The 19,216-nt window shown below is 44.3% G+C and carries 18 protein-coding genes, 1 tRNA gene and 1 pseudogene; 16 read left to right on the forward strand and 4 right to left on the reverse strand.

Annotated elements, in window-relative coordinates; translation table 11 throughout:
• Nucleotides 1-32: 32 nt before the first annotated feature.
• The gene (locus tag OEV42_05750) at nucleotides 33-1,214 is read right to left on the reverse strand and encodes an NAD(P)/FAD-dependent oxidoreductase (protein ID MDH3973766.1); all 1,182 of its coding nucleotides are present in this window, start codon (nucleotides 1,212-1,214) and stop codon (nucleotides 33-35) included.
• A gap of 204 nt (nucleotides 1,215-1,418) precedes the next feature.
• Between OEV42_05750 and arfB the strand changes: the two genes are divergently transcribed.
• From arfB to OEV42_05780, 6 genes are all read left to right on the forward strand, one after another.
• Nucleotides 1,419-1,823, forward strand: coding sequence for an alternative ribosome rescue aminoacyl-tRNA hydrolase ArfB (gene arfB, locus OEV42_05755; GenBank protein ID MDH3973767.1), 405 nt, complete (start codon nucleotides 1,419-1,421; stop codon nucleotides 1,821-1,823).
• Entirely contained in the window at nucleotides 1,816-2,031 is a 216-nt protein-coding gene (locus tag OEV42_05760; GenBank protein ID MDH3973768.1) for a YwbE family protein, read from the forward strand. The genes arfB and OEV42_05760 overlap by 8 nt, the downstream gene beginning before the upstream one ends.
• Nucleotides 2,032-2,221: 190 nt before the next feature.
• On the forward strand, nucleotides 2,222-2,704 hold the full coding sequence (locus OEV42_05765; protein ID MDH3973769.1) for a hypothetical protein: 483 nt from the start codon (nucleotides 2,222-2,224) through the stop codon (nucleotides 2,702-2,704).
• Nucleotides 2,705-2,741: 37 nt separating this feature from the next.
• Nucleotides 2,742-3,005, forward strand: a complete 264-nt coding sequence (locus OEV42_05770) for a GIY-YIG nuclease family protein (protein MDH3973770.1) — start codon at nucleotides 2,742-2,744, stop codon at nucleotides 3,003-3,005.
• Complete coding sequence (locus OEV42_05775; protein ID MDH3973771.1) at nucleotides 3,002-3,361, forward strand: acyl-CoA thioesterase; 360 nt, start codon at nucleotides 3,002-3,004, stop codon at nucleotides 3,359-3,361. Before OEV42_05770 ends, OEV42_05775 begins: the two co-directional genes overlap by 4 nt.
• A gap of 203 nt (nucleotides 3,362-3,564) precedes the next feature.
• Nucleotides 3,565-4,728, forward strand: a complete 1,164-nt coding sequence (locus tag OEV42_05780; GenBank protein MDH3973772.1) for a GGDEF domain-containing protein — start codon at nucleotides 3,565-3,567, stop codon at nucleotides 4,726-4,728.
• A gap of 82 nt (nucleotides 4,729-4,810) precedes the next feature.
• On the opposite strand, the gene OEV42_05785 is transcribed toward OEV42_05780, so the two are convergent.
• Nucleotides 4,811-6,937 carry a diguanylate cyclase gene (locus OEV42_05785; protein ID MDH3973773.1) on the reverse strand — a complete coding sequence of 709 codons (2,127 nt, stop codon included), beginning with the start codon at nucleotides 6,935-6,937 and terminating at the stop codon, nucleotides 4,811-4,813.
• 475 nt (nucleotides 6,938-7,412) lie between these two features.
• On the opposite strand from OEV42_05785, the gene OEV42_05790 reads away from it, so the two are divergent.
• Nucleotides 7,413-7,592 (forward strand): hypothetical protein, encoded by a 180-nt coding sequence (locus tag OEV42_05790; GenBank protein MDH3973774.1) that lies wholly within the window; start codon nucleotides 7,413-7,415, stop codon nucleotides 7,590-7,592.
• Nucleotides 7,593-7,756: 164 nt separating this feature from the next.
• A pseudogene (locus tag OEV42_05795) lies at nucleotides 7,757-8,227 on the forward strand (alpha-amylase).
• 75 nt (nucleotides 8,228-8,302) lie between these two features.
• Here OEV42_05795 and OEV42_05800 read toward each other — a convergent pair.
• Nucleotides 8,303-8,389: transfer RNA gene (locus OEV42_05800), tRNA-Leu, on the reverse strand.
• Between the two features lie 138 nt (nucleotides 8,390-8,527).
• Here OEV42_05800 and rnr point away from each other — a divergent pair.
• The 3 genes from rnr (at nucleotide 8,528) to rlmN (ending at nucleotide 13,581) form a co-directional block, all read left to right on the forward strand.
• Nucleotides 8,528-10,636, forward strand: a complete 2,109-nt coding sequence (gene rnr / locus OEV42_05805) for a ribonuclease R (protein MDH3973775.1) — start codon at nucleotides 8,528-8,530, stop codon at nucleotides 10,634-10,636.
• Nucleotides 10,637-10,651: 15 nt separating this feature from the next.
• Nucleotides 10,652-12,343, forward strand: a complete 1,692-nt coding sequence (locus OEV42_05810; GenBank protein MDH3973776.1) for an AarF/UbiB family protein — start codon at nucleotides 10,652-10,654, stop codon at nucleotides 12,341-12,343.
• A gap of 173 nt (nucleotides 12,344-12,516) precedes the next feature.
• A complete protein-coding gene (gene rlmN / locus OEV42_05815) occupies nucleotides 12,517-13,581 on the forward strand; it encodes a 23S rRNA (adenine(2503)-C(2))-methyltransferase RlmN (protein ID MDH3973777.1) in 1,065 nt (354 codons plus the stop codon).
• 57 nt (nucleotides 13,582-13,638) lie between these two features.
• On the opposite strand, the gene purU is transcribed toward rlmN, so the two are convergent.
• Complete coding sequence (gene purU / locus OEV42_05820; GenBank protein MDH3973778.1) at nucleotides 13,639-14,496, reverse strand: formyltetrahydrofolate deformylase; 858 nt, start codon at nucleotides 14,494-14,496, stop codon at nucleotides 13,639-13,641.
• A gap of 219 nt (nucleotides 14,497-14,715) precedes the next feature.
• Here purU and mtnP point away from each other — a divergent pair, with 219 nt between their 5' ends.
• The 5 genes from mtnP (at nucleotide 14,716) to OEV42_05845 (ending at nucleotide 19,183) form a co-directional block, all read left to right on the forward strand.
• Nucleotides 14,716-15,570 carry an S-methyl-5'-thioadenosine phosphorylase gene (gene mtnP / locus OEV42_05825; protein ID MDH3973779.1) on the forward strand — a complete coding sequence of 285 codons (855 nt, stop codon included), beginning with the start codon at nucleotides 14,716-14,718 and terminating at the stop codon, nucleotides 15,568-15,570.
• Between the two features lie 53 nt (nucleotides 15,571-15,623).
• A complete protein-coding gene (locus tag OEV42_05830) occupies nucleotides 15,624-16,379 on the forward strand; it encodes a tetratricopeptide repeat protein (protein ID MDH3973780.1) in 756 nt (251 codons plus the stop codon).
• Nucleotides 16,380-16,440: 61 nt separating this feature from the next.
• Entirely contained in the window at nucleotides 16,441-17,487 is a 1,047-nt protein-coding gene (locus OEV42_05835; GenBank protein MDH3973781.1) for a CapA family protein, read from the forward strand.
• A complete protein-coding gene (locus OEV42_05840) occupies nucleotides 17,484-18,641 on the forward strand; it encodes a pyridoxal phosphate-dependent aminotransferase (protein MDH3973782.1) in 1,158 nt (385 codons plus the stop codon). The genes OEV42_05835 and OEV42_05840 overlap by 4 nt, the downstream gene beginning before the upstream one ends.
• Complete coding sequence (locus tag OEV42_05845; GenBank protein ID MDH3973783.1) at nucleotides 18,641-19,183, forward strand: class II aldolase/adducin family protein; 543 nt, start codon at nucleotides 18,641-18,643, stop codon at nucleotides 19,181-19,183. The genes OEV42_05840 and OEV42_05845 overlap by 1 nt, the downstream gene beginning before the upstream one ends.
• Nucleotides 19,184-19,216 lie beyond the last annotated feature (33 nt).

A 19,216-nucleotide genomic window follows, 5' to 3' on the forward strand; every position in this document is an offset into this window, starting at 1 on the left:
GGGTAATGACTATTATCGCGAGTTTGCCCACTTCAAACATACTGGCCGGCACACCAGCCGGAAGACCATGCCCATTGCAGGTTGTACCCGCCCAGTTCTCCCGTTACGTCCAGAACTTCACCGATAAAATACAAGCCTTCCAGGGCATTGCTTTCCATCGTTTTTGATGAGAGGGCATTGCAGTCTATGCCGCCCACAGTGACTTCAGCTGTGCGGTAGCCTTCAGTGCCACCCGGTTTTATGGTCAGCTTCTCTATTCTGGCTGATATGTTCCTGATTTCGTCATTAGAAATTTCCTGCAAACCTTTTTCCAACAACTCATTTGTCAGAAGGGTGGCAATGAGGCGTTTGGGCAGGCGCTTTGAGAAAAAGGATTTCAGCCTGATCTGAGATCTTTTTTCTTTAAGCGATTTGAGTTCATTTTCCAGGTTGATGCCGGGAAGCAGGTTAATGGTGATCTCCTGACCGGGTTGCCAGAAGGAGGAAAGTTGCAGTATTGCCGGGCCGCTCAGTCCACGGTGGGTGAAGAGTATATTTTCCCGAAAACTTTTTCTTCCTGTGCTGACGATGCCGTCAACGGTAATACCCGAGAGTTTTGAAAAATGCGCCTTCTCTTTTGGCTGGAGTGTCAAAGGGACGAGGCCCGGCGATGGGGGGATGATATTGATGCCGAACTTTTCGGCTATCTTGTATCCGATGGGACTGGCACCTATGTGGGGGTAAGAGAGCCCTCCCGTGGCGATGACTAGTGACTGGCTATGGTAGTTACCCCGTGAGGTAACTATTTTGAAGTACCGGCCTTCTGTTTTTTCCACCTTTTCGATTTTAGCGTTAAGTGTAATGGAGACGGATGCTTTTTCGCATTCTGTGAGAAGCATATTCAGAATGTCCCCGGCCCTGTTGTCACAAAAAAGCTGACCATGGTCCCTTTCACTGAAGGGTATCTTATAGCGCTCCATCATAGCAATAAAATCCCACTGACTGAAGCGACACAGTGCCGACTTGCAGAAGTGAGGATTGTTTGAGAGGTAATGACTTGAATCAAGGTCATAATTGGTGAAATTACATTTACCACCACCGGAGATGAGAATTTTGCTCCCTGCCTTACCGGCATGGTCCAGAACAATTACTTTTCGATTGCGCTTACTTGCCTCTATAGCGCACATAAGGCCTGATGCACTTGCTCCGATGATGATGACGTCTGTTTTATTCATTTCATAGCGTTAATTTTTTTTGACGCAGATTAACACAGATAAGCTATTATGATCACTGATAAAAAAAATGGAATTTATTGACCCTGTGAGTTAAAGCTTTTTTTCAAATCTGTGAAATATTATAATAAATCAGTGCCAGGCTGTGTCAAAGTTCTTTTTTAAATCAATATAACAGGAAAACCATTTATGAACGAATGCTGATCCATGAATGAAATAACAATGAATGAAACTGAAGTTGAGATCAGAGCTATCCGCTCCCGGGGTGCAGGTGGCCAGAATGTGAACAAGGTTTCCACTGCCATACAGTTACGTTTTGATATCAACCTCTCATCCCTTCCGGGTTCTGTAAAAGAGCGGCTGCTTAAAATGAATGACAGCCGCATTACCAAAGAGGGCATAATTATTATAAAATCTCAGGAATACCGGAGCCGGGAGAAAAACAGGGCAGTGGCGCTAACAAGGCTTGCCGAGCTTATAAAAAAGGCGTCTGTCAGAAGAAGAAAGAGAGTAGCGACGAAACCATCGAAAAAAGCCATGGCAAGACGGCTTGATACTAAAAAGCGACGCAGTAATATCAAAACCCTGAGAGGAAATGTGAAGGATGATTAAAAGAGTTGACATCAGGATCGGCGGACGCGTTCGTGTCGTAAAAAAAGAGGACCAGCGTTCGGGAAAACTGACGGAAGGGATCGTAAAGGATATTCTCACCAGGTCACCCGGCCACCCTCATGGTATTAAGGTGCGCCTCGAAAGTGGCATTGTGGGGAGGGTGAAGGCGATTGCCTATAATGAAAAGGGTGAAAATTCCACAGATTAACTCAATTACTTGACAGGGAAAAATTTTCGGTTATGATGGTGGTAAATATTATCACCAGATGAATAACATGAATCGATACTTAATTTCCACAGTCATTCTTATCTCCTTTTTTTTCTGCTTTTCTCAAAGCATTTCGGCGGGAGGGAAGGGGAGGCCATCGAAAAAAAAGAACTTTCCTTCGATTACCATAATGACTTCAAAGTTTAAGCTCATTGCCGGTAAATGCAGCGCCGATGGAAAGATGGAAGGCATTACCATGACCAAATTCGGCAAGCCGGAACAGTATATCGAGGCGAAAAGCGCCCACTGGGAAATGGATGAGGAAGAGGGGGTTACCATTGTTTTAAATGATGTTGTTGTTATTCATTTTAGCAAATCTCCGAGAAGCACCTTTAACAGCATTGTCAAATATGAAAGCCAGACTGTAAAAATGGGCAGTGATGTTATTCAGCTCGTCGTAAAGATTTATGGCAAAGGTAAAAAGGTGCGGCTCATCAAAGGGAAAGAGGCCCTTATCCACGAAAATAAACTGTGGCTGCTCAGGGGAATTATCATGGAGATGGATTATAGCTTTCTTCCCGAAGGTCATCCCCGCCATTACAAGCGAATACCTTTCTCCGCTTTAGTTGACAGTGGTTCCAGGAAAATAAGGGAAAATTCCTGGGTCAAATAATTTTTTCACTCTTTCTTATTCGCTCTTAAATACAACAATGGTTGAATGGTTTCTCTATATTGTAAAATGCGCTGATAACAGTCTCTATACGGGGATTACAACAGATCTTGAAAGGCGAATAGAGGAACACAACGGTGATAATCAACTTGGGGCCAGGTATACGAGACCGAGAAGGCCTGTAACGCTTGTCTATAAGGAGTGTTGTGCCGGCCGTTCAGAGGCGGCAAAGCGGGAGTATGAAATCAAAAAGCTGGGCAGGGAAGAGAAGGAAAGATTGATAAGCAAGGGGACATTGACATGATAAACCATAAACTCGTATTACAGGAGCATTTAAATCACTATGGCTATCTCTTTGGGGGATGGCTTCTTCACTGGGTCGATGAGTACGGCTGGATTACGGCCAACCTTGATTTTCCCGGCCATCGCTTTGTCACCATCGGTCTGGATCAGGTGGTTTTCAAGAAGAGCATTCGTCTCGGGTCAGTACTCAAATTTAATATTGAAAGGGAGCGGAAGGGAAAAACATCCGTCGTTTATGATGTCAAGGTATACAGTGATTCCATTGAATCGGGTGATGAAGAACTGGTTTTTGAGACGAAGATTACTTTTGTTAATGTTGATGAAGCCGGTAATAAGCAGGCCATAGCCCTTGCTTGATGCCGGGCCGGGCATTTGAAGGATGAGAACTGAGGGTGCTTAGGTCAGGTTCATCTGGACAGTTTTATGAAATCCTATTAGAATAGGGATCAGGAAACAGATTGTCACTTTAATGAATACAGAGAATCCGATCCGTGATAAGCTCCCTTTATAGAAAATTTTCTCCCCTCGGGATCCCTCTATTATTTATAGGGGCAGCCCTTATGGCCATGCCTCATGTGGCTTATGTTAAACAATCGATCCCCCAAAGCTTCCCTTACCTCCCTTACGCTATTTACCTGACAGGCATCATTGTGAGCCTTCGTTTTAACCTGACCCGGATTGCATTTGTCATGGCTGTCTTTATCGCCGCTTACTGGTGTTATGACAGTTTTTTAAGCCATGGTGTAAAGACTTTTCAGGCCAGGACACTTCTCATTTCAATCTCTTTGCTGCTGCCTCTCAATATGGCGCTCTTTTCTCTTGCCCGGGAAAGAGGCGTTATGACTCTTCATGGGGGCTTGAGGGGCATGTTTATAATCATCCAGTTTTTACTGGTTATCTGGGTGATTGTTGCAGGAAGAAAGGATGTCTATCAGTTTTTATCAAAAGACTATTTATCGCTTGCTTTGCTTGATAAGATACCGCTTTATCAATCGTTAGTGCTTGTTATCGTTATTTCTCTCTTAATTGCAGCCATTGCCTACTATCTCAACCGTTCTCCCCTTGAAAGCGCATTTATGGGCGCTATCCTGTCATCGGCCCTAGCCGCTCTTTTTTCTCATCATCCAAATGCCTATGTTCTCTTTATTTCCGTCGCCGGCCTTATTCTTATCGCGGGCGTGATGCAAAACACGCACTTCATGGCATACAGAGACGAACTGACGGGGCTTCTTGCCCGCAGAGCGCTTAATGAACGTACGCTCATGCTTGGAAGGGAGTACACTGTGGCTATGCTCGATGTGGATCATTTCAAGAAGTTTAATGACACCTACGGCCATGATGTTGGTGATCAGGTACTGAAAATGGTGGCTTCCATTTTACAGAAGGTGGGGGGAGGGGGGAAATCCTATCGCTATGGAGGAGAAGAGTTTACTATCCTCTTCCCGGGCAAGGGGGTGGACGAGGCAATGCCCCACCTGGAGGCCTTGAGAGAAAATATTGCTGCCTACAGGATGAAAATAAGGGGTAAAGACCGCCCCCAAAAGACAGAGATAGGAAAACAAAAGCGGGGAGTAAAAGGAAGCGCCGCTTATGTATCCGTAACGATAAGTATCGGGGCGGCACAAAAAGGCAAGGCAATGAAAAAACCTGAAGAAGTTGTTAAATCGGCAGACCAGGCGCTTTACCGCGCGAAAAAAGGGGGAAGAAACAGGGTAAGCAGGTAAGTGGTTTTTTAGCAGGATGCAATAATAAAGCCCGGCAGGAACCGGGCTTTTTTTGCTGCTTTTTTATGGAAGGGGATATAATTTATTTTCTCCCTTTTTTTGCAGTAACGACCTTGTCTTTACCGGTTGTCTTGGCTTGATACATGGCGCCGTCTGCCACCTGCACAAGGTCTTCCCCGTTTTTTGCTTCAATCTCGGGAACAGAGGCGACGCCTACACTTAGCGTGGCAGCCTTGTCCATCCAGTCGTAATGATTGGATCTTGCTTTTTCGGCTATTCTTTTTGCCACCTTCAGGGCTCCTTCGCTGTCCGTATTCGGCAGGATAGCGACGAACTCTTCTCCGCCATAACGGCCGGGAATATCTTCCGTCCTGCAGCAATCCTTGAAAATCGCGGCAATATCCCTTATGACCTCATCCCCCTTGTCATGGCCATAGGTATCATTTACCGATTTGAAATTATCGATATCCGAGAGGATGACGGAAAGCGGCTTTTCGTGACGTGTATGAGTGGCCCATTCTTCCTCAAGCCTCTCATTAAGGTGGCGCCTGTTGAAAAGCCCTGTTAATCCGTCTATCATGGAGAGTTCATGAATATGCTGATGCATGATGGCGTTGTCAAGAGCGACAGAAATCTGGTTGGCAAGATAATCAAAAAGTTCCACTTCATCTTCTGCAAATTTCTCTACTGATCCCAGAACCAGCGTTCCGAGAGAACGTTCCTGGTAAACAAGAGGAATATAGGCAATTTCTTTGGGGACAGATTTGGTAAAGCCAAGCTCGATCATTTCTTCATAACTCTCCCTGTCAGGAGAAACTATGAGTGTTGTCTTGTCCTGAGCCGCTCTGCCGGGATAACCCTCACCCATTAAAAGTTCATTAATATCCGATTTGATACCATAGGTGACCCTTGGCGCCAGCTTTTTATCGTTATCTTCACAGAGGTAAATAATGCCCATTTGCGATTCTGTGACCTGGACGGCAATTCTCAGAATATTTTCCATGAGGTCTTTCAGGTTAAGCGTAGACATGAGAAGTTTTGCAACTTCGTTATGCTTTCTCAGTCTGTCTTCCCGCTTTTTGATCCCTCCTGCCATGAGATTAAAGCCTGTGCCGAGCTGTTCAAATTCATCGCCTGTAACGAGGTCTACCGTGATGTCGAGTTCACCTTTTCCAAAACGGTTCATGGCGCCTGTAAGAAACTTGAGGGGACGTGAAATATCAGCCCTGATAAAGATAGTGACGATAATGGCGATAATAAGACCCATAATGGCAACAACGATGGTCCCTTTTTGTAAAGTGCCAAGAACGATGTTTCTGTACTCGCGGGCCGGGGCGCTTACCCCGATGGCGCCGATCAGCCTTGCTTTACTATCTTTGATAGGTTCAAATGCGACGATGGTTGCTTTATCCGATACATCAAGCAGCCCGTAATAGGGCTTCCCAAGTGATACATCATCCTTGATGCCTCGAGGTATGGCCTGTCCCAGTACCCATGTGCTTCTTGGAAGGGATGCCGTTGTATGAAGAAAAGCACCTTCCGGCGGCTCTCCGGCAAAGATGGCCGTTTCCATACCCATCCTGTTATAGACGGCATTTCCAAACCAGGGATCGGCTGTCAGCAGAATTCCGGCAACAAGAGCGCCTACAACCCTGTTTTCTTCCCTCACTGGAGAGGCAACAAACTGAACCATACCTGTATTGTTGATCAATTTACCAAGAGATTCATCTTCCCTGGTAATAAAATCTTTATTGACCAGTTCCGTAGAGCGGGTAACAACCCCTGAATTAAGGGCCGTAGAAAGCATATTTCCTATTTTGACCAGGTCATCCCTGTTTTCATTCCTCCTGGTAATTACCCGCTGGTTTTCGTCAACAGCAAGAAAGAAAGAAATCTGTTCATTTTTTTTGCCGTAGCTCAGGAGAAACCGCTGCAGATCCTTCCTGTTGTTGTTTTTAAAGTATCCCGCCAGTTTGTCGTGACTGCTTATTTCTTCCAGAAAGCCTTCAAGAAGGCGCCCTCTTTCTTCATAAATGTTTTTGGCGCCCTTCAGGTGTATCTTCATGGCTATGGAGGCTTCGTCATAGACGAGGTTTTGAAAGAGATAGAAGAGTATGGCTATAAGGGATAGGACGGGTATCCAGAACATCATTGAAAGAGCGAGAAATGTTTTAGCGCTGACTGAAAGTTTGGGCCTGTTTAGCTTCATTACTAACCTCTTGTTATCCATACAAAGTAATACCCCAAGTTTAATTGATACAGGCAAAGAAATCCAGCATTTTGGTAATAATCTCCGGAAAGCCCGTTTCTCATGGCCTGAATGCTTTTTTTATATACTTTGCTTCCTTAAACTTCAAATACCTTCATTCATTATAGATAAATGTCATATGAGGTCAAGGTTAAAGTTGATATATATTTCACGGGAAGCTTGTATTTGTTCACTACGCCAGCAATCGGTTTCTTTATAACCTGGCGGGAAAATAATTTAGAGGAAAGGCAATCTATTCGAAATGGTATTAAATTTAGCTTTTTTTAGTTCATTTTCCATGACCCGACTGTATGTACTGAATCTTATAGCAGTTTATGCCTTTTAGATTGGGGCTTGACAACTTTTTCAAAAAAAATGAATCCAAATGTGATGGTCTTAATCTTAATATGCAAAAACAATTTAGGAGGATTTTAAAATGAATGTAGATAGTCACTTGAAAGTAGCACAATGGCACATTGAGCAGGCAAGGCAGCACGCTCAGAGTTCTGATTACAAATGTGGTTGTCCTGCAAACGAGCATGACCAGAAAGCCATTGACGCTGTAGAGGCCGGTCTTTTCAATGTGAAAGAAGAAGCCGAAGCCTGCGCCGTTTAAGGCCGGACTTAAAAAGGCATAAGAAAGCCCGCCCCTCAAAAGGCGGGTTTTTTTTATTTTTTCAGCCATTCGATCACTAATAAACCTGGAAATGCCTGCGCCATCATGGTTTCCGGCATTGCCTCCTGATTCCTCAGCGCTGCCCTGAAATACCCGCTTAAGCTAATGTTGTTCAGTGTGCAGAACAGTTTGAAGGGCCTGTCGAAGTGCTGGAGCAGACTTACAGCAACTGTACCTGGCAGAATGAAACCCTGGGCGCGGCAAAAGGAACTGCTCATGCCGACAAGAATGACATGGTTAACCTGGGGTTAAAGCTTGGACTTTTCGGTTATCCTGAAGAGGCTGCCGTCAATGGCGATAAAATCCATAAAACAGCGCTGCAATACATTGAGAATCATGACCATGAGCGTTTTGTCTGTAATTTCGGCATACTTTCCAAAGACAACTACCTCTTGAGAGAAGGTGACCGGGGGAGTTGGTACAAGAATCAGCCCTATCTTATCGGTCTTCTTCCTGCCAAGGGGATTCCCATGCTCTGGCAGGGACAATATTATTTTTACAACCATTACGATAACTATATTTCAAAAAATGTGCTTCTCTTTTCAAGGGAGCATAACGGCAGTTTCAGCCTTGTAGGGCTTAAGTCATAAGTGCAGGGACAAAATTAAAAAGGGCTTACTGTTTCATTAACAGTAAGCCCTTGATTTTGTTGGTGCCCAGGACTGGAATCGAACCAGCACAGGAATACTCCCACTAGACCCTGAACCTAGCGCGTCTACCAATTCCGCCACCTGGGCCTGCTTGGCGCATCTTTGTTGCAAATAGCAGGTCTATAAACTATACTAGGTCCTGAAAAAAGTCAAGAAATATTAATGGTTTCCGGAAAGTTGACAATCAATTAGTGGGGGTCTTGGGGCCCTTGAAAAAAGGATAAAATGGCTGTTGATCAAAAAGGGGTGCTCAGGTTCCTCAGGGAAGAGGCAGGGCGACCTGCAACGCTTAAAGATATAAGAGGCCGTTTCGGCATTACAAAAGAGAAACGGAGCAAACTGGTAAGGCTCCTCGATGAAATGCTTCGAAATGGGGAAATCGTCAGGATAAAGGGGGGGCGTTACGGCGTGCCTTCAAAGATGAACCTTGTTACGGGACGCTTGCAGAGCCATGCTGAAGGTTTTGGTTTTGTCATCCCCGATGAAGGGGATGAAGATGTTTATATTAACGCAAGAAACATAAAAGACGCCATGCATGGTGACAGGGTTGTTGCCAGGGTGGAGGGCTTTAAGGCGGGAGGCAAACGGCACGGTTCAATCATCCGTATTATCGAGCGGGTACACAAAACCGTTGTAGGCCGTTATGAAAAGGGGCGAAAGTTCGGTTATGTTGTTCCTTCCGATGAAAGGCTCTCTCACGATATTTATGTTCCCAAAGGAGAAGATATGGGAGCAGACGATGGTGAGGTTGTATTGGTGGAACTGATCTCTTACCCGACACGGCAGAGAAATCCCGAGGGGGTGGTCATAAGGGTTATCGGCAGTCCCTTCGATCCCGAGGTGGAAATCCAGTCTATTATTGCAAGGCATAATATCCCCTCCATTTTCCCGCAAGAAGTTATAGATGAAGCAGAGCGCATAGGGGAGAGCGTAAAGGTAAAGGAAATAGAGGGACGTGAGGACCTCCGGAACCTTATGACGGTCACCATCGATGGTGAGACGGCAAGAGATTTTGATGATGCTGTCTCTGTAAGGAAGGAAGGGAAGGGAAATATCCGGCTATGGGTCTCTATTGCCGATGTGAGCCATTATGTGAAGGAAGGAAGTGACCTCGACAGGGAAGCTTATGAGCGGGGGACGAGTGTTTATTTTCCTGATCGCTGCATTCCCATGCTCCCCGAGCGGTTGTCGAACGGCATATGCAGCCTCAATCCCCAGGTAGAAAGACTTGCCATGACGGCTGAAATGCTATTTAATGATCGTGGAGAGCGCATTGAGGGGCGCTTTTATCCCAGTGTCATAAGGAGTGATCACAGGCTAACCTATTCCATTGTAAAGAAGATCCTTGTTGAAGGTGATGCTGCTCTGACGAAAGAGTATGAAACCATAATGCCTGATCTCAGGGTTATGGAGGAATTGTCGGGTTGGCTCAGGATTTTCAGGGAAGAGAGGGGTTGCATTGATTTTGATCTTCCAGAGGCACAGATTATACTCGATATACAGGGAGGGGTAGAAGCCATTGTCCGCTCCGAAAGGAACCTGGCCCATATGATTATCGAAGAATTTATGCTTGCAGCCAACGAAGCCGTCGCATCCTTTCTTGCGGCTAAAAAGCTTCCTCTCCTGTACAGGGTTCATGAGGAACCGGATGCTGAAAAACTGGAAGATTTCAGGGAGTTTATTCATAACCTGGGTTATGAGCTAAAAAGTGGGACGCCTTCTCCCAAAGACCTGCAAGGGCTGCTCTCAGCCGTTTTTGGAAAGCCGGAAGAGAGAACCATTAATCATGTCCTTTTAAGGTCCATGAAACAGGCTGTTTACAGCGGTAAAAATATCGGTCATTTCGGACTCGCTTCCAAAATATATTGCCATTTTACTTCACCCATCAGACGTTATCCCGACCTCATGGTTCACCGGGTCCTTAAAAAAGCGGTTACAGGGGGGATTAAAAAGGCAGAAACAGAGCAACTGCAGGCTGCCTTGCAGATGAGTGGCGAGGAGACATCGTCAAGAGAGAGAAGGGCCATGGAGGCCGAAAGAGATGTGGTTGATCTTAAAAAGACGGAATTTATGATGGACAAGGTGGGGGAAAATTATTCCGGTTTCATAACGGGCGTGACATCATTCGGCATTTTTGTCGAGCTTGAGGAACTCTTTGTGGAAGGGCTTGTTCATGTTACCTCCATTGATGATGACTATTACATTTATGATGAAAAAGGGCATTCTCTAAGGGGTGAAAGAAAAAAGAGGTCTTTCAGGATCGGTGACAAGGTGGATGTCAGTGTTGAAAAAGTAGACAGGGATAAAAGGCAGATCGATTTTAAACTCAAATAAATGGTTTCGGAATAAATGTTTCATCCCTTTAAAAAGGTAAACCTCACCTACAGGAATATACAGCGGCTTCGTGTCATTGTTGGTGTATTTATGCGCCACGGTCTTTACAGCCTCATGGAAATGATAAATCTTCATGTTCTTATTCCCGTTCACAGACGGATAAGAAAAAAGAAACTGTCCGAGAAAAAAGATATCCTTTCCATGCCGGAAAGGATACGGCTTGCCTTTGAAGAGCTGGGCCCTACATTCATCAAACTTGGCCAGCTCATCGCTTCCAGGCCGGACCTTGTTCCTGCCGAGTACTGTGAAGAGTTCAACAAGCTTCTCGATGAAGTTCCTCCCTTTCCCTTTCTCGATGTAAAGAGAGTTATTGAAGATGAATTCAAGGTTCCCGTTGAAGAGATGTATAAGGAATTTAATGAAAAACCTGTGGCTGCGGCATCGATAGCGCAGGTGCATAATGCCCTTCTCCATGATGGAACACCGGTCGTTGTCAAGATCCAAAGACCTCACATCGAGATGCGGATTAATACGGACATTGAGCTCATGTACGTTATGGCCAAGCTTCTCACGAGATATGTGCCGGAGACTCAGATCTATAATCCTGTTGGAATTGTCGATGAATTTTCGAGAGCCATCAAAAAAGAGATGGATTTTGTTCTTGAGGCGAGCAACATCGTCAAAATATCAAGAAACCTGAGAAATGACAGGCGAGTTATCATCCCTCAGGTTCACTGGGATTTTACCTCTTCAAGGGTCCTTACTATGCAAAGGCTGGGTGGGATCAGGATTGATGACAGGAAAGCGCTTGAAAAGAAGGGCATTGTGGCAAGTGATATTGCACGGTTGCTGACGGATATCTTCTTTGCCCAGGTCTTTCGGCACGGGCTTTTTCATGGTGATCTTCATGCCGGTAATATTTTTGTTGTCGATGCCGATACGCTCGCCTTTGTCGATTTCGGCATCGTGGGCAGGCTAAACGAGGACATGATAGAGCGGCTTGCCAATATTCTTATGGGGATTATGGCTGGAGAGTACAAAAAGGTAGTTGAAAACTATCTCGAAATGGGGCTTGTTCCTGATAGTGTTGATATAGATGCCTTTAGAAGGGATTACCAGGATGCCCTCGAAGCTTACCTCTCCAAACCCCTTAAAGAAGCAAAGCTCGGTGAACTGCTGCTCGACTACACGAGGATAGCGGCACATTATAAGATAAAGCTCCCCACGGACCTCGTTCTTCTCGATAAATGCATTATTGAACTTGAAGGGCTTGTCAGACAGCTTGATCCCGGCCTGAATATGCTGAAAACAGGAAAAAGGTATGCCGGTGAACTGCTTAAAATCTGGTATTCTCCGGGTAAGGTGAAAAAGGACCTCTTTGAAACGGCAAGCGAAATGGAGAAAACGGCAAAGGTATTGCCGGGGCAGATCAGACAGCTTATGAAGAAGATGCTTACCGATAAATTTACCATCGACTTTGTCCATATCGGGCTCAATAACCTTATTGATGAGATCGACCGTTCCAGCAACCGGCTGGCCCTTGGACTCATTATTTCCGCCATTATCATAGGTTCCTCTCTTATTATGACCACCGGCAAGGGCCCTCTTTTTATGGGCTTCCCCATCCTTGGCCTGGCAGGGTTTGTACTGGCCGGTGTCCTCGGATTTTTACTTGCCGTTGTTATTATCCGCTCCAGGAAGTTTTGATCTTTCCAAATCTATTTCCCATCGTTATATTAATGCTGTTATCTTTGTGCCTCCACAAGCTGCTTATTAAAGTAATGCCGGGTATTAAAGGCATGAAATTTATCAGCAGATATGGAGATATCATGTGAAGTTTCACAATAATCAAACAAGGAGAAAGGAATTATTCACCGGCAATGGTTGACATTAAAGATATGAGTTTTGAAGAACTTGCAGGTTTTTTGAAAGGAATGGGCAAGGAGACCTACAGGTCTGCCCAGATATTTAAGTGGCTTTACCAGCATGATGCTCAATCCTTCGATGACATGACGAATCTCTCCAGGGCATTTCGCGAGGAATTGAAAGAGATTGCCTTCATTGGTAGCCTTGAGCCTATTCAAATTGAAACATCTAAAGATGGAACAAAGAAATATCTTTTTCGCTTAAGTGATGGTGAATCGATAGAATCGGTCTTAATTCCTGAAGGTAAGAGGCGAACCCTTTGTATCTCATCGCAAGTGGGCTGCCCTCTTGATTGTGGTTTTTGTCTTACCGGGGCCATGGGATTTAAAAGGAACCTTACTACCTCAGAGATTACAGGGCAGGTTCTTGCCGTTAATAAATCTCTCGAAGAAGACCTGAAAATAACGAATATTGTCTACATGGGCATGGGTGAGCCTCTTTTAAACTTTGAAAATGTATTAAGATCTATTGATATTATAAGCGGAGATAAAAGCATTCGTATTTCGCCCAGAAAGGTTACGCTCTCTACCGCCGGCGTAGTGCCGGGCATGTTGAAACTGGGAGAGGAGTCAAATGTAAACCTGGCCGTATCGCTTAATGCAACGACTGATGAAGTAAGAGATGAAATCATGCCCGTTAACAGGAAATACCCCATTGCTGAACTCCTCGATGCCTGTCGTAACTACCCTCTATCCAATAGAAGGAGAATTACCTTCGAGTATGTCTTGATAAAAGATCTTAATGATTCCCTCGATGATGCAAAGCGGATGGTAAAACTCCTCAGGGGGATTCCTGCCAAGGTGAACCTTCTCCCTTTTAATGAATCGGAAGGCTCACCATTTAAGAGACCTTCTAAAGAGACGATTCAGAATTTTCATAACTACCTTGAGAATAAGAACATGACGGTTATTATAAGGAGCAGTAAGGGAAGCGATATCTCTGCCGCCTGTGGACAGCTGAAAGGGAAGGCTGAATCCCCGGGCGGGGGCGCTCCCCGCAGTTTGCCGGGGGAGGGCTGATCCTGCGTGCGCAAAAATGCAGCTAATATAATCATTTGTCCTCGTGGAAGTTGTTTTTCAGGTAAAAATAATGGTACGGTTGTCGTAGACAAGCGTCTTTCTCTGTACATGATGCCATACTCCTCTTGAAAGAACGATCTTTTCAAGGTCCCGTCCCTTTCGGACCATGTCATCAACGGAATCGGTATGACTGACTCTGGTAACATCCTGTTCTATTATAGGGCCTGCATCAAGCTCTGATGTGACGTAGTGACAGGTGGCGCCAATAACTTTAACGCCCCGTTCGTGGGCGGAGTGATAGGGTTTTGCGCCGGGAAAGGCGGGCAGGAATGAGTGATGAATGTTGATGATTTTATTCCTGTAGCAGTCCACAAAATCAGAGGAGAGTATTTGCATGTACCTTGCCAGCACGATAAAGTCTGCTTTATGCTTTTTTAGCAGTTCCAACTGCTCTTCTTCCCTCTTTTGTTTGTTTTTTGAATCCATGGGAATCGCGTAAAAATCAATGCCGAACTGGCAGGCAATTTCTTCAAGGTCTTTGTGGTTGCTTATAATGAGTGGGATATGGACTCGCAGTTCACCTGCTTTCCATCTTGAAAGGAGATCATAGAGGCAATGGGGGAGTTTTGACACGAAAATAGCCATTCGTGGAATATGGTGAGAGAAATAAAGGCGCCACTTCATGCTGAAGGGGGAAGCAATAAGGGTCTGGAAATAGTCACCTGTTTTTTCAGGAGGAATGGAAAAATCCTCAAGGGTCCATTCAATCCTCATAAAAAAGGTATTGTTGACATCATCCACATGTTGATCGAGGTAGGTAATATTGCCGTTATTTTTATAAATAAACTCTGTAACCGATACAACAATACCTTTTGTATCGGGACAATGAATAAGAAGGATTGCCGAATTTTCCATTTTTTCCTTTATAAAATTGGAGCGAAAGCCTTTTTACCAGTTTATATGTCCCTGTCTATTTGTCAACCTCTTTCAGCCGCTGAAAAGCGCTGATTCATTTTGTAAAGGGTCAATAATGATGCCGCTTTATTTGATTCCTTATCAAGTCATAAACAACTTGACCGATACAGGCAAACATGGTACTTTCCAGAGTTCAATAACGCTGTCGGGAGGCTTGAGTTGAGTATTATCGGTGTAATCGGAGGAAGCGGCCTTTATGAAATTGAGGAACTCACTAATGTAGAGGAGGTCTCCCTGGAGACGCCATTCGGACCTCCATCGGATAACTTTATTATTGGCGAATTGTCGGGTGTTAAAATGGTTTTTCTTCCGCGACACGGCGGAGGGCACAGAATTACTCCCTCAGAGCTTAACTTCAGGGCCAATATATATGGTATGAAAAAGCTTGGCGTAGAAAGAATTATTTCCGTTAGCGCCGTCGGGAGCATGAAGGAAGAGATAGAGCCGGGCCATATTGTTATCCCGAACCAGTTTATTGACCTGACGAAAGGAAGAAAGTCTACCTTTTTTAGCGGCGGTGTCGTCGGTCACGTTACCTTTGCCGACCCTATTTGCGGAGAGCTTGGCAAGGCAGTCTATGATTCTGCTCTTGCCGTTGGCGCCAAAACACACTTTGGGGGGACCTACGTTTGTATCGAGGGACCGCAGTTTTCTACCCGGGCTGAATCGAGAGTATACAGGAGCTGGGATGTTGATGTTATCGGAATGACCAACGTTACTGAGGCCAAACTGGCGAGAGAGGCAGAAATGTGTTATACCACCATTGCCCTGTCTACAGACTATGATTGCTGGCACGAAGAAGAAGAAGACGTCAGTGTTGAGGCCATTCTTGAAATTATAAAAAATAACGTAAACACAGCGAGAGCAATTATCAGGGAAACAGCCGGCAGGCTTTCCCCGGAGAGGGGCTGTCGCTGTGGTTCTGCACTTGAGTATGCCATTATCAGCGACAGATCACGTATTCCCGAAAATGTAAAAAAAGATCTTGAGATCATTATAGGTAAATACATATAACTTTGCGCGAGTAATTTTCAGATCTTTCCTCTTAACTTACCAAGGAATTAGAGATGCCATCAAAATTAAGGATTGTTATTTTACTCTTGCTCATCCTTCCCGCTATCTCATGTGTAACGTCAGTTAAAAACAGAAAATCTAAAGAAACGGATATTCATTATAATCTTGGTATATCCTATCTCAATGAGGGAAATAGAGTAAGGGCTTTAAAGGAACTTTTAAAGTCCGAAGAGCTCTCACCACAAAATAAGGCGGTGCAAAATGCGCTCGGTCTTGTTTATTTTGGCCTCGGGGAGATTGATAAAAGTTTGCTGCACTTTAATAAGGCGATTTCTATCGATCCGGAATATTCAGAAGCCTTTAATAATATGGGTGTTGTTTACCTGGAAAATAAGGATTACAATAAGGCTGTTTCAGCATTTAACAGGGCTGTATCGAATGAGCAATATTCAACGCCTGAAAGGGCCTATAACAATATAGGATGGGTCTATTATCAGAAGAGAGATTATGATAAGGCCATTTCGTTCTATGAAAAAGCACTCAAATTTGCACCGAACTTCCCTCTGCCCAGGTTCAATATTGGCCTCATCTATTTTGATAAAGGGCAGTATAGAAAAGCCGCTGTACAATTTAGAAATCTGGTAAATGATTTCCCTGCTTACGGACAGGCAAGGCTAAAGCTGGCCATGACTTATCTCCAGCTAAAGAAAAAAGGTCTTGCGCTGAAAGAATTTGAGATGCTTCTTGATGTATCCAATGATGAAGCGATAAAGCTTGAAGCAGATAAATATATAAATATTTTGAAGTAAAGCGCCTTGCCTGGTATTTAGGTAAAAATTATAAATTTATAATCTGCCATATTCGGGAACATTGCAGAAAATTCCTCTTCATTTTGGGTTTTGCTTTTCTCTTCTCATCCTTTTTTTTCCTCTAATTACAGAAGGACATGAGCCTCCTGTCACCTTTGTTGCCGTAGGTGACATTATGATGGGAAGGCATATTGGAAAATATATGAAAAAAAAGGGCGATCTTTACCCTTTTATGAACTTCATTACTCCCTTTCGGAAGGCAGATATTGTTTTTGCAAATCTGGAGTCCGTTCTCGGCGATAAAAGCGATAAGGAGTTTTTCCCAAAAAAGCCTTACAACTTTATTGCGCCCCTAAAGACTGCCGATACACTTAAAATGCTTGGATTCAATGTTTTAAGCATGGCCAACAATCACGCAATGGATTATGGACCATCACCGGTAACAAAAACGCGCAATATCCTCATTAAAAGAGGTATCTCCCCTTTCGGAGCAGGTAAAAACCTTGATGAGGCAAGAACACCTGCTATTAAAACAGTAAAAAATATCAAGTTTGGTTTTTTGGGTTATTCCAACGGACATTCCCATCTTGTCTATGCTTCTAAAAAAAGAGCGGGCGCTGTTCCCTATAGACTGAAAATAATGCTGGAAGATATAAACTCTCTCAGGTCCAAAGTCGATATTCTTGTTGTATCACTCCATTGGGGGGTGGAATATGAAAAATTTCCTACAAAGAAGCAGATAAAGGTAGCTCACCAGCTTATAGATGCAGGCGCAGATATTATCCTGGGACACCATCCACATGTTATGCAGGGGATTGAATTTTATAAGGGAAAGCTGATAGTCTACAGCCTCGGCAATTTTCTTTTTGATCAGAAACATAAAGACACGCCGAGGAGCTTTATGCTTGTTATGAAATTCAAGAATAAAAAGCTTGCCAGGGCTTATGTTGAGCCACTTGACAGGTTTAATTCATTCTACCCGAAAATTGCCAGAGGCAAGCGTGGTGAGGAAATATTAAAAGAGCTTAGAAGGATATCGGAACCTCTCAATTCGAATCCACTTTTACTTGATCGGATTGGACTTAAAAGTGCAGGGAAGAAGAAGTGATTGATAAGGTCAAACTGCCTCACAGAGCATCAGAGATAACCCCCTTTCTCGTTATGGATATTCTCGAAAAGGCAAAAAAAATGGAAGCCGGCGGTGAAGATATTGTTCACCTTGAAGTTGGTGAACCTGATTTTGATACGCCTTTATCTGTGAGAGAAGCTGCAAAAGAGGCCATTGACAGAGGGCAAACAGGATATGCGCCTTCACTGGGTTTACCCGAACTAAGGGAAATCATTTCGGAAGATTATAACGCCCGCTATGGTGTCAACATTACATCTGAAAGGGTCATTATCACTTCCGGGAGTTCACCGGCGCTACAGATGATATTTGCATCACTTATCAATGAAGGGGATGAAGTGATCATGTCCAACCCTCACTATGCCTGCTATGAAAACTTTGTCAAATTTTTCGGTGGGCATGCCCGATTTGTGGATCTGGGAGAGAAAGAGGACTTCAGATTAAAGTCCCACGCTGTTTCAGGAAAAATTTCTAAAAAGACGAGGGCCATCCTGGTGAATTCTCCTGCCAATCCGACAGGCGTCGTTCTTAGTGGATCAGAACTTGAGTCGATCTGCAATTTAAATGTCCCCGTCATTTCCGATGAGATTTACCATGGACTGACTTATGAGGGAGATGAACACTCTGTCCTTGAATTTTCAGATGACGCTTTTGTGGTCAACGGTTTTTCAAAGCGCTATGCCATGACCGGCTGGCGGCTCGGTTATGCCATTGTACCGCATGATTATATTCGTCCCCTTCAACGGCTTATTCAAAACTTTTTTATTTCAGCGCCCACCATCAGCCAGTGGGGGGGATTGGCTGCCCTTAAATATGCCGGGGAAGACCTTCAGTTAATGAAAGAGGAATTCAGGAAAAGACGTGATTACATTGTAGAGGGACTTGGAAAAATGGGCCTCAAATTGGGAGCCAGACCTGAAGGTGCATTCTACGTTTTGGTTAATGTGAAAGATTTTACAAATGATTCACTATCCTTTTGCTATGACCTGCTTGATAAGGGGAAGGTGGCCCTTACTCCCGGCATCGATTTTGGCAGTGGCGGGGAAGGGTATGTAAGGCTCTCTTATGCCAATTCAATCGAGAGAATTGGGGAAGGCCTCCAGAGAATTGGTAAATATCTGGAAATGGTGAGCTAATGGATAAAAAAATACAAGATATTCTTTCTTTTTTTAGCTTAACAGGCCACCAACTTCTCTTATCCGGCATGAACAGTTCTCATAGTGGTAATTTAAGTGTCATAGATGGGGAGCATATTTATATTACACGTTCGGGGACAATGCTTGGTCACATTAATGACGGAGATATAATAAAAGCAGATTGTACTGACAGCAACCCACCGAAAGCATCCATGGAGTACCCCGTTCACAGGCAGATTTATATCGATACGGCTTTTAATGCCGTCATCCATTGCCATCCGCCCTATGCTACGGCACTTTCCCTCTCAAATGATGAAATTGAGCCTCTTGATATGGAAGGAAAGCGTATCGTACAGCTTGTTCCTGTAGTAAGGGGAGAAGATAATATTCCTGACCTGGTAAGTGCTCAGTGTCAGAAGGGCCACAGGGGGGTAATGGTTAAAGGTCATGGTGTTTTTGTGGCTGCCGATAGTATGGAAGAGGCCCTGCATGTTGTTACTGCTATGGAAATGTCGGCAAAGATTATAAGTCTCAGCAGATAAAAAGAAAAAACCCCTTTCAGCATCATCACTGAA

Source organism: Deltaproteobacteria bacterium (genome assembly GCA_029860075.1).
Classification (GTDB): Bacteria; Desulfobacterota; JADFVX01; order JADFVX01; family JADFVX01; genus JAOUBX01.

Bases quoted from the DNA above. Each gene is read 5' to 3' on its own strand.
- OEV42_05750 (MDH3973766.1), bottom strand. From the start codon at position 1,214: ATGAATAAAACAGACGTCATCATCATCGGAGCAAGTGCATCAGGCCTT.
- arfB (MDH3973767.1), top strand. From the start codon at position 1,419: ATGAATGAAATAACAATGAATGAAACTGAAGTTGAGATCAGAGCTATC.
- OEV42_05760 (MDH3973768.1), top strand. From the start codon at position 1,816: ATGATTAAAAGAGTTGACATCAGGATCGGCGGACGCGTTCGTGTCGTA.
- OEV42_05765 (MDH3973769.1), top strand. From the start codon at position 2,222: ATGACTTCAAAGTTTAAGCTCATTGCCGGTAAATGCAGCGCCGATGGA.
- OEV42_05770 (MDH3973770.1), top strand. From the start codon at position 2,742: ATGGTTGAATGGTTTCTCTATATTGTAAAATGCGCTGATAACAGTCTC.
- OEV42_05775 (MDH3973771.1), top strand. From the start codon at position 3,002: ATGATAAACCATAAACTCGTATTACAGGAGCATTTAAATCACTATGGC.
- OEV42_05780 (MDH3973772.1), top strand. From the start codon at position 3,565: ATGGCCATGCCTCATGTGGCTTATGTTAAACAATCGATCCCCCAAAGC.
- OEV42_05785 (MDH3973773.1), bottom strand. From the start codon at position 6,937: ATGAAGCTAAACAGGCCCAAACTTTCAGTCAGCGCTAAAACATTTCTC.
- OEV42_05790 (MDH3973774.1), top strand. From the start codon at position 7,413: ATGAATGTAGATAGTCACTTGAAAGTAGCACAATGGCACATTGAGCAG.
- rnr (MDH3973775.1), top strand. From the start codon at position 8,528: ATGGCTGTTGATCAAAAAGGGGTGCTCAGGTTCCTCAGGGAAGAGGCA.
- OEV42_05810 (MDH3973776.1), top strand. From the start codon at position 10,652: ATGTTTCATCCCTTTAAAAAGGTAAACCTCACCTACAGGAATATACAG.
- rlmN (MDH3973777.1), top strand. From the start codon at position 12,517: ATGGTTGACATTAAAGATATGAGTTTTGAAGAACTTGCAGGTTTTTTG.
- purU (MDH3973778.1), bottom strand. From the start codon at position 14,496: ATGGAAAATTCGGCAATCCTTCTTATTCATTGTCCCGATACAAAAGGT.
- OEV42_05830 (MDH3973780.1), top strand. From the start codon at position 15,624: ATGCCATCAAAATTAAGGATTGTTATTTTACTCTTGCTCATCCTTCCC.
- OEV42_05845 (MDH3973783.1), top strand. From the start codon at position 18,641: ATGGATAAAAAAATACAAGATATTCTTTCTTTTTTTAGCTTAACAGGC.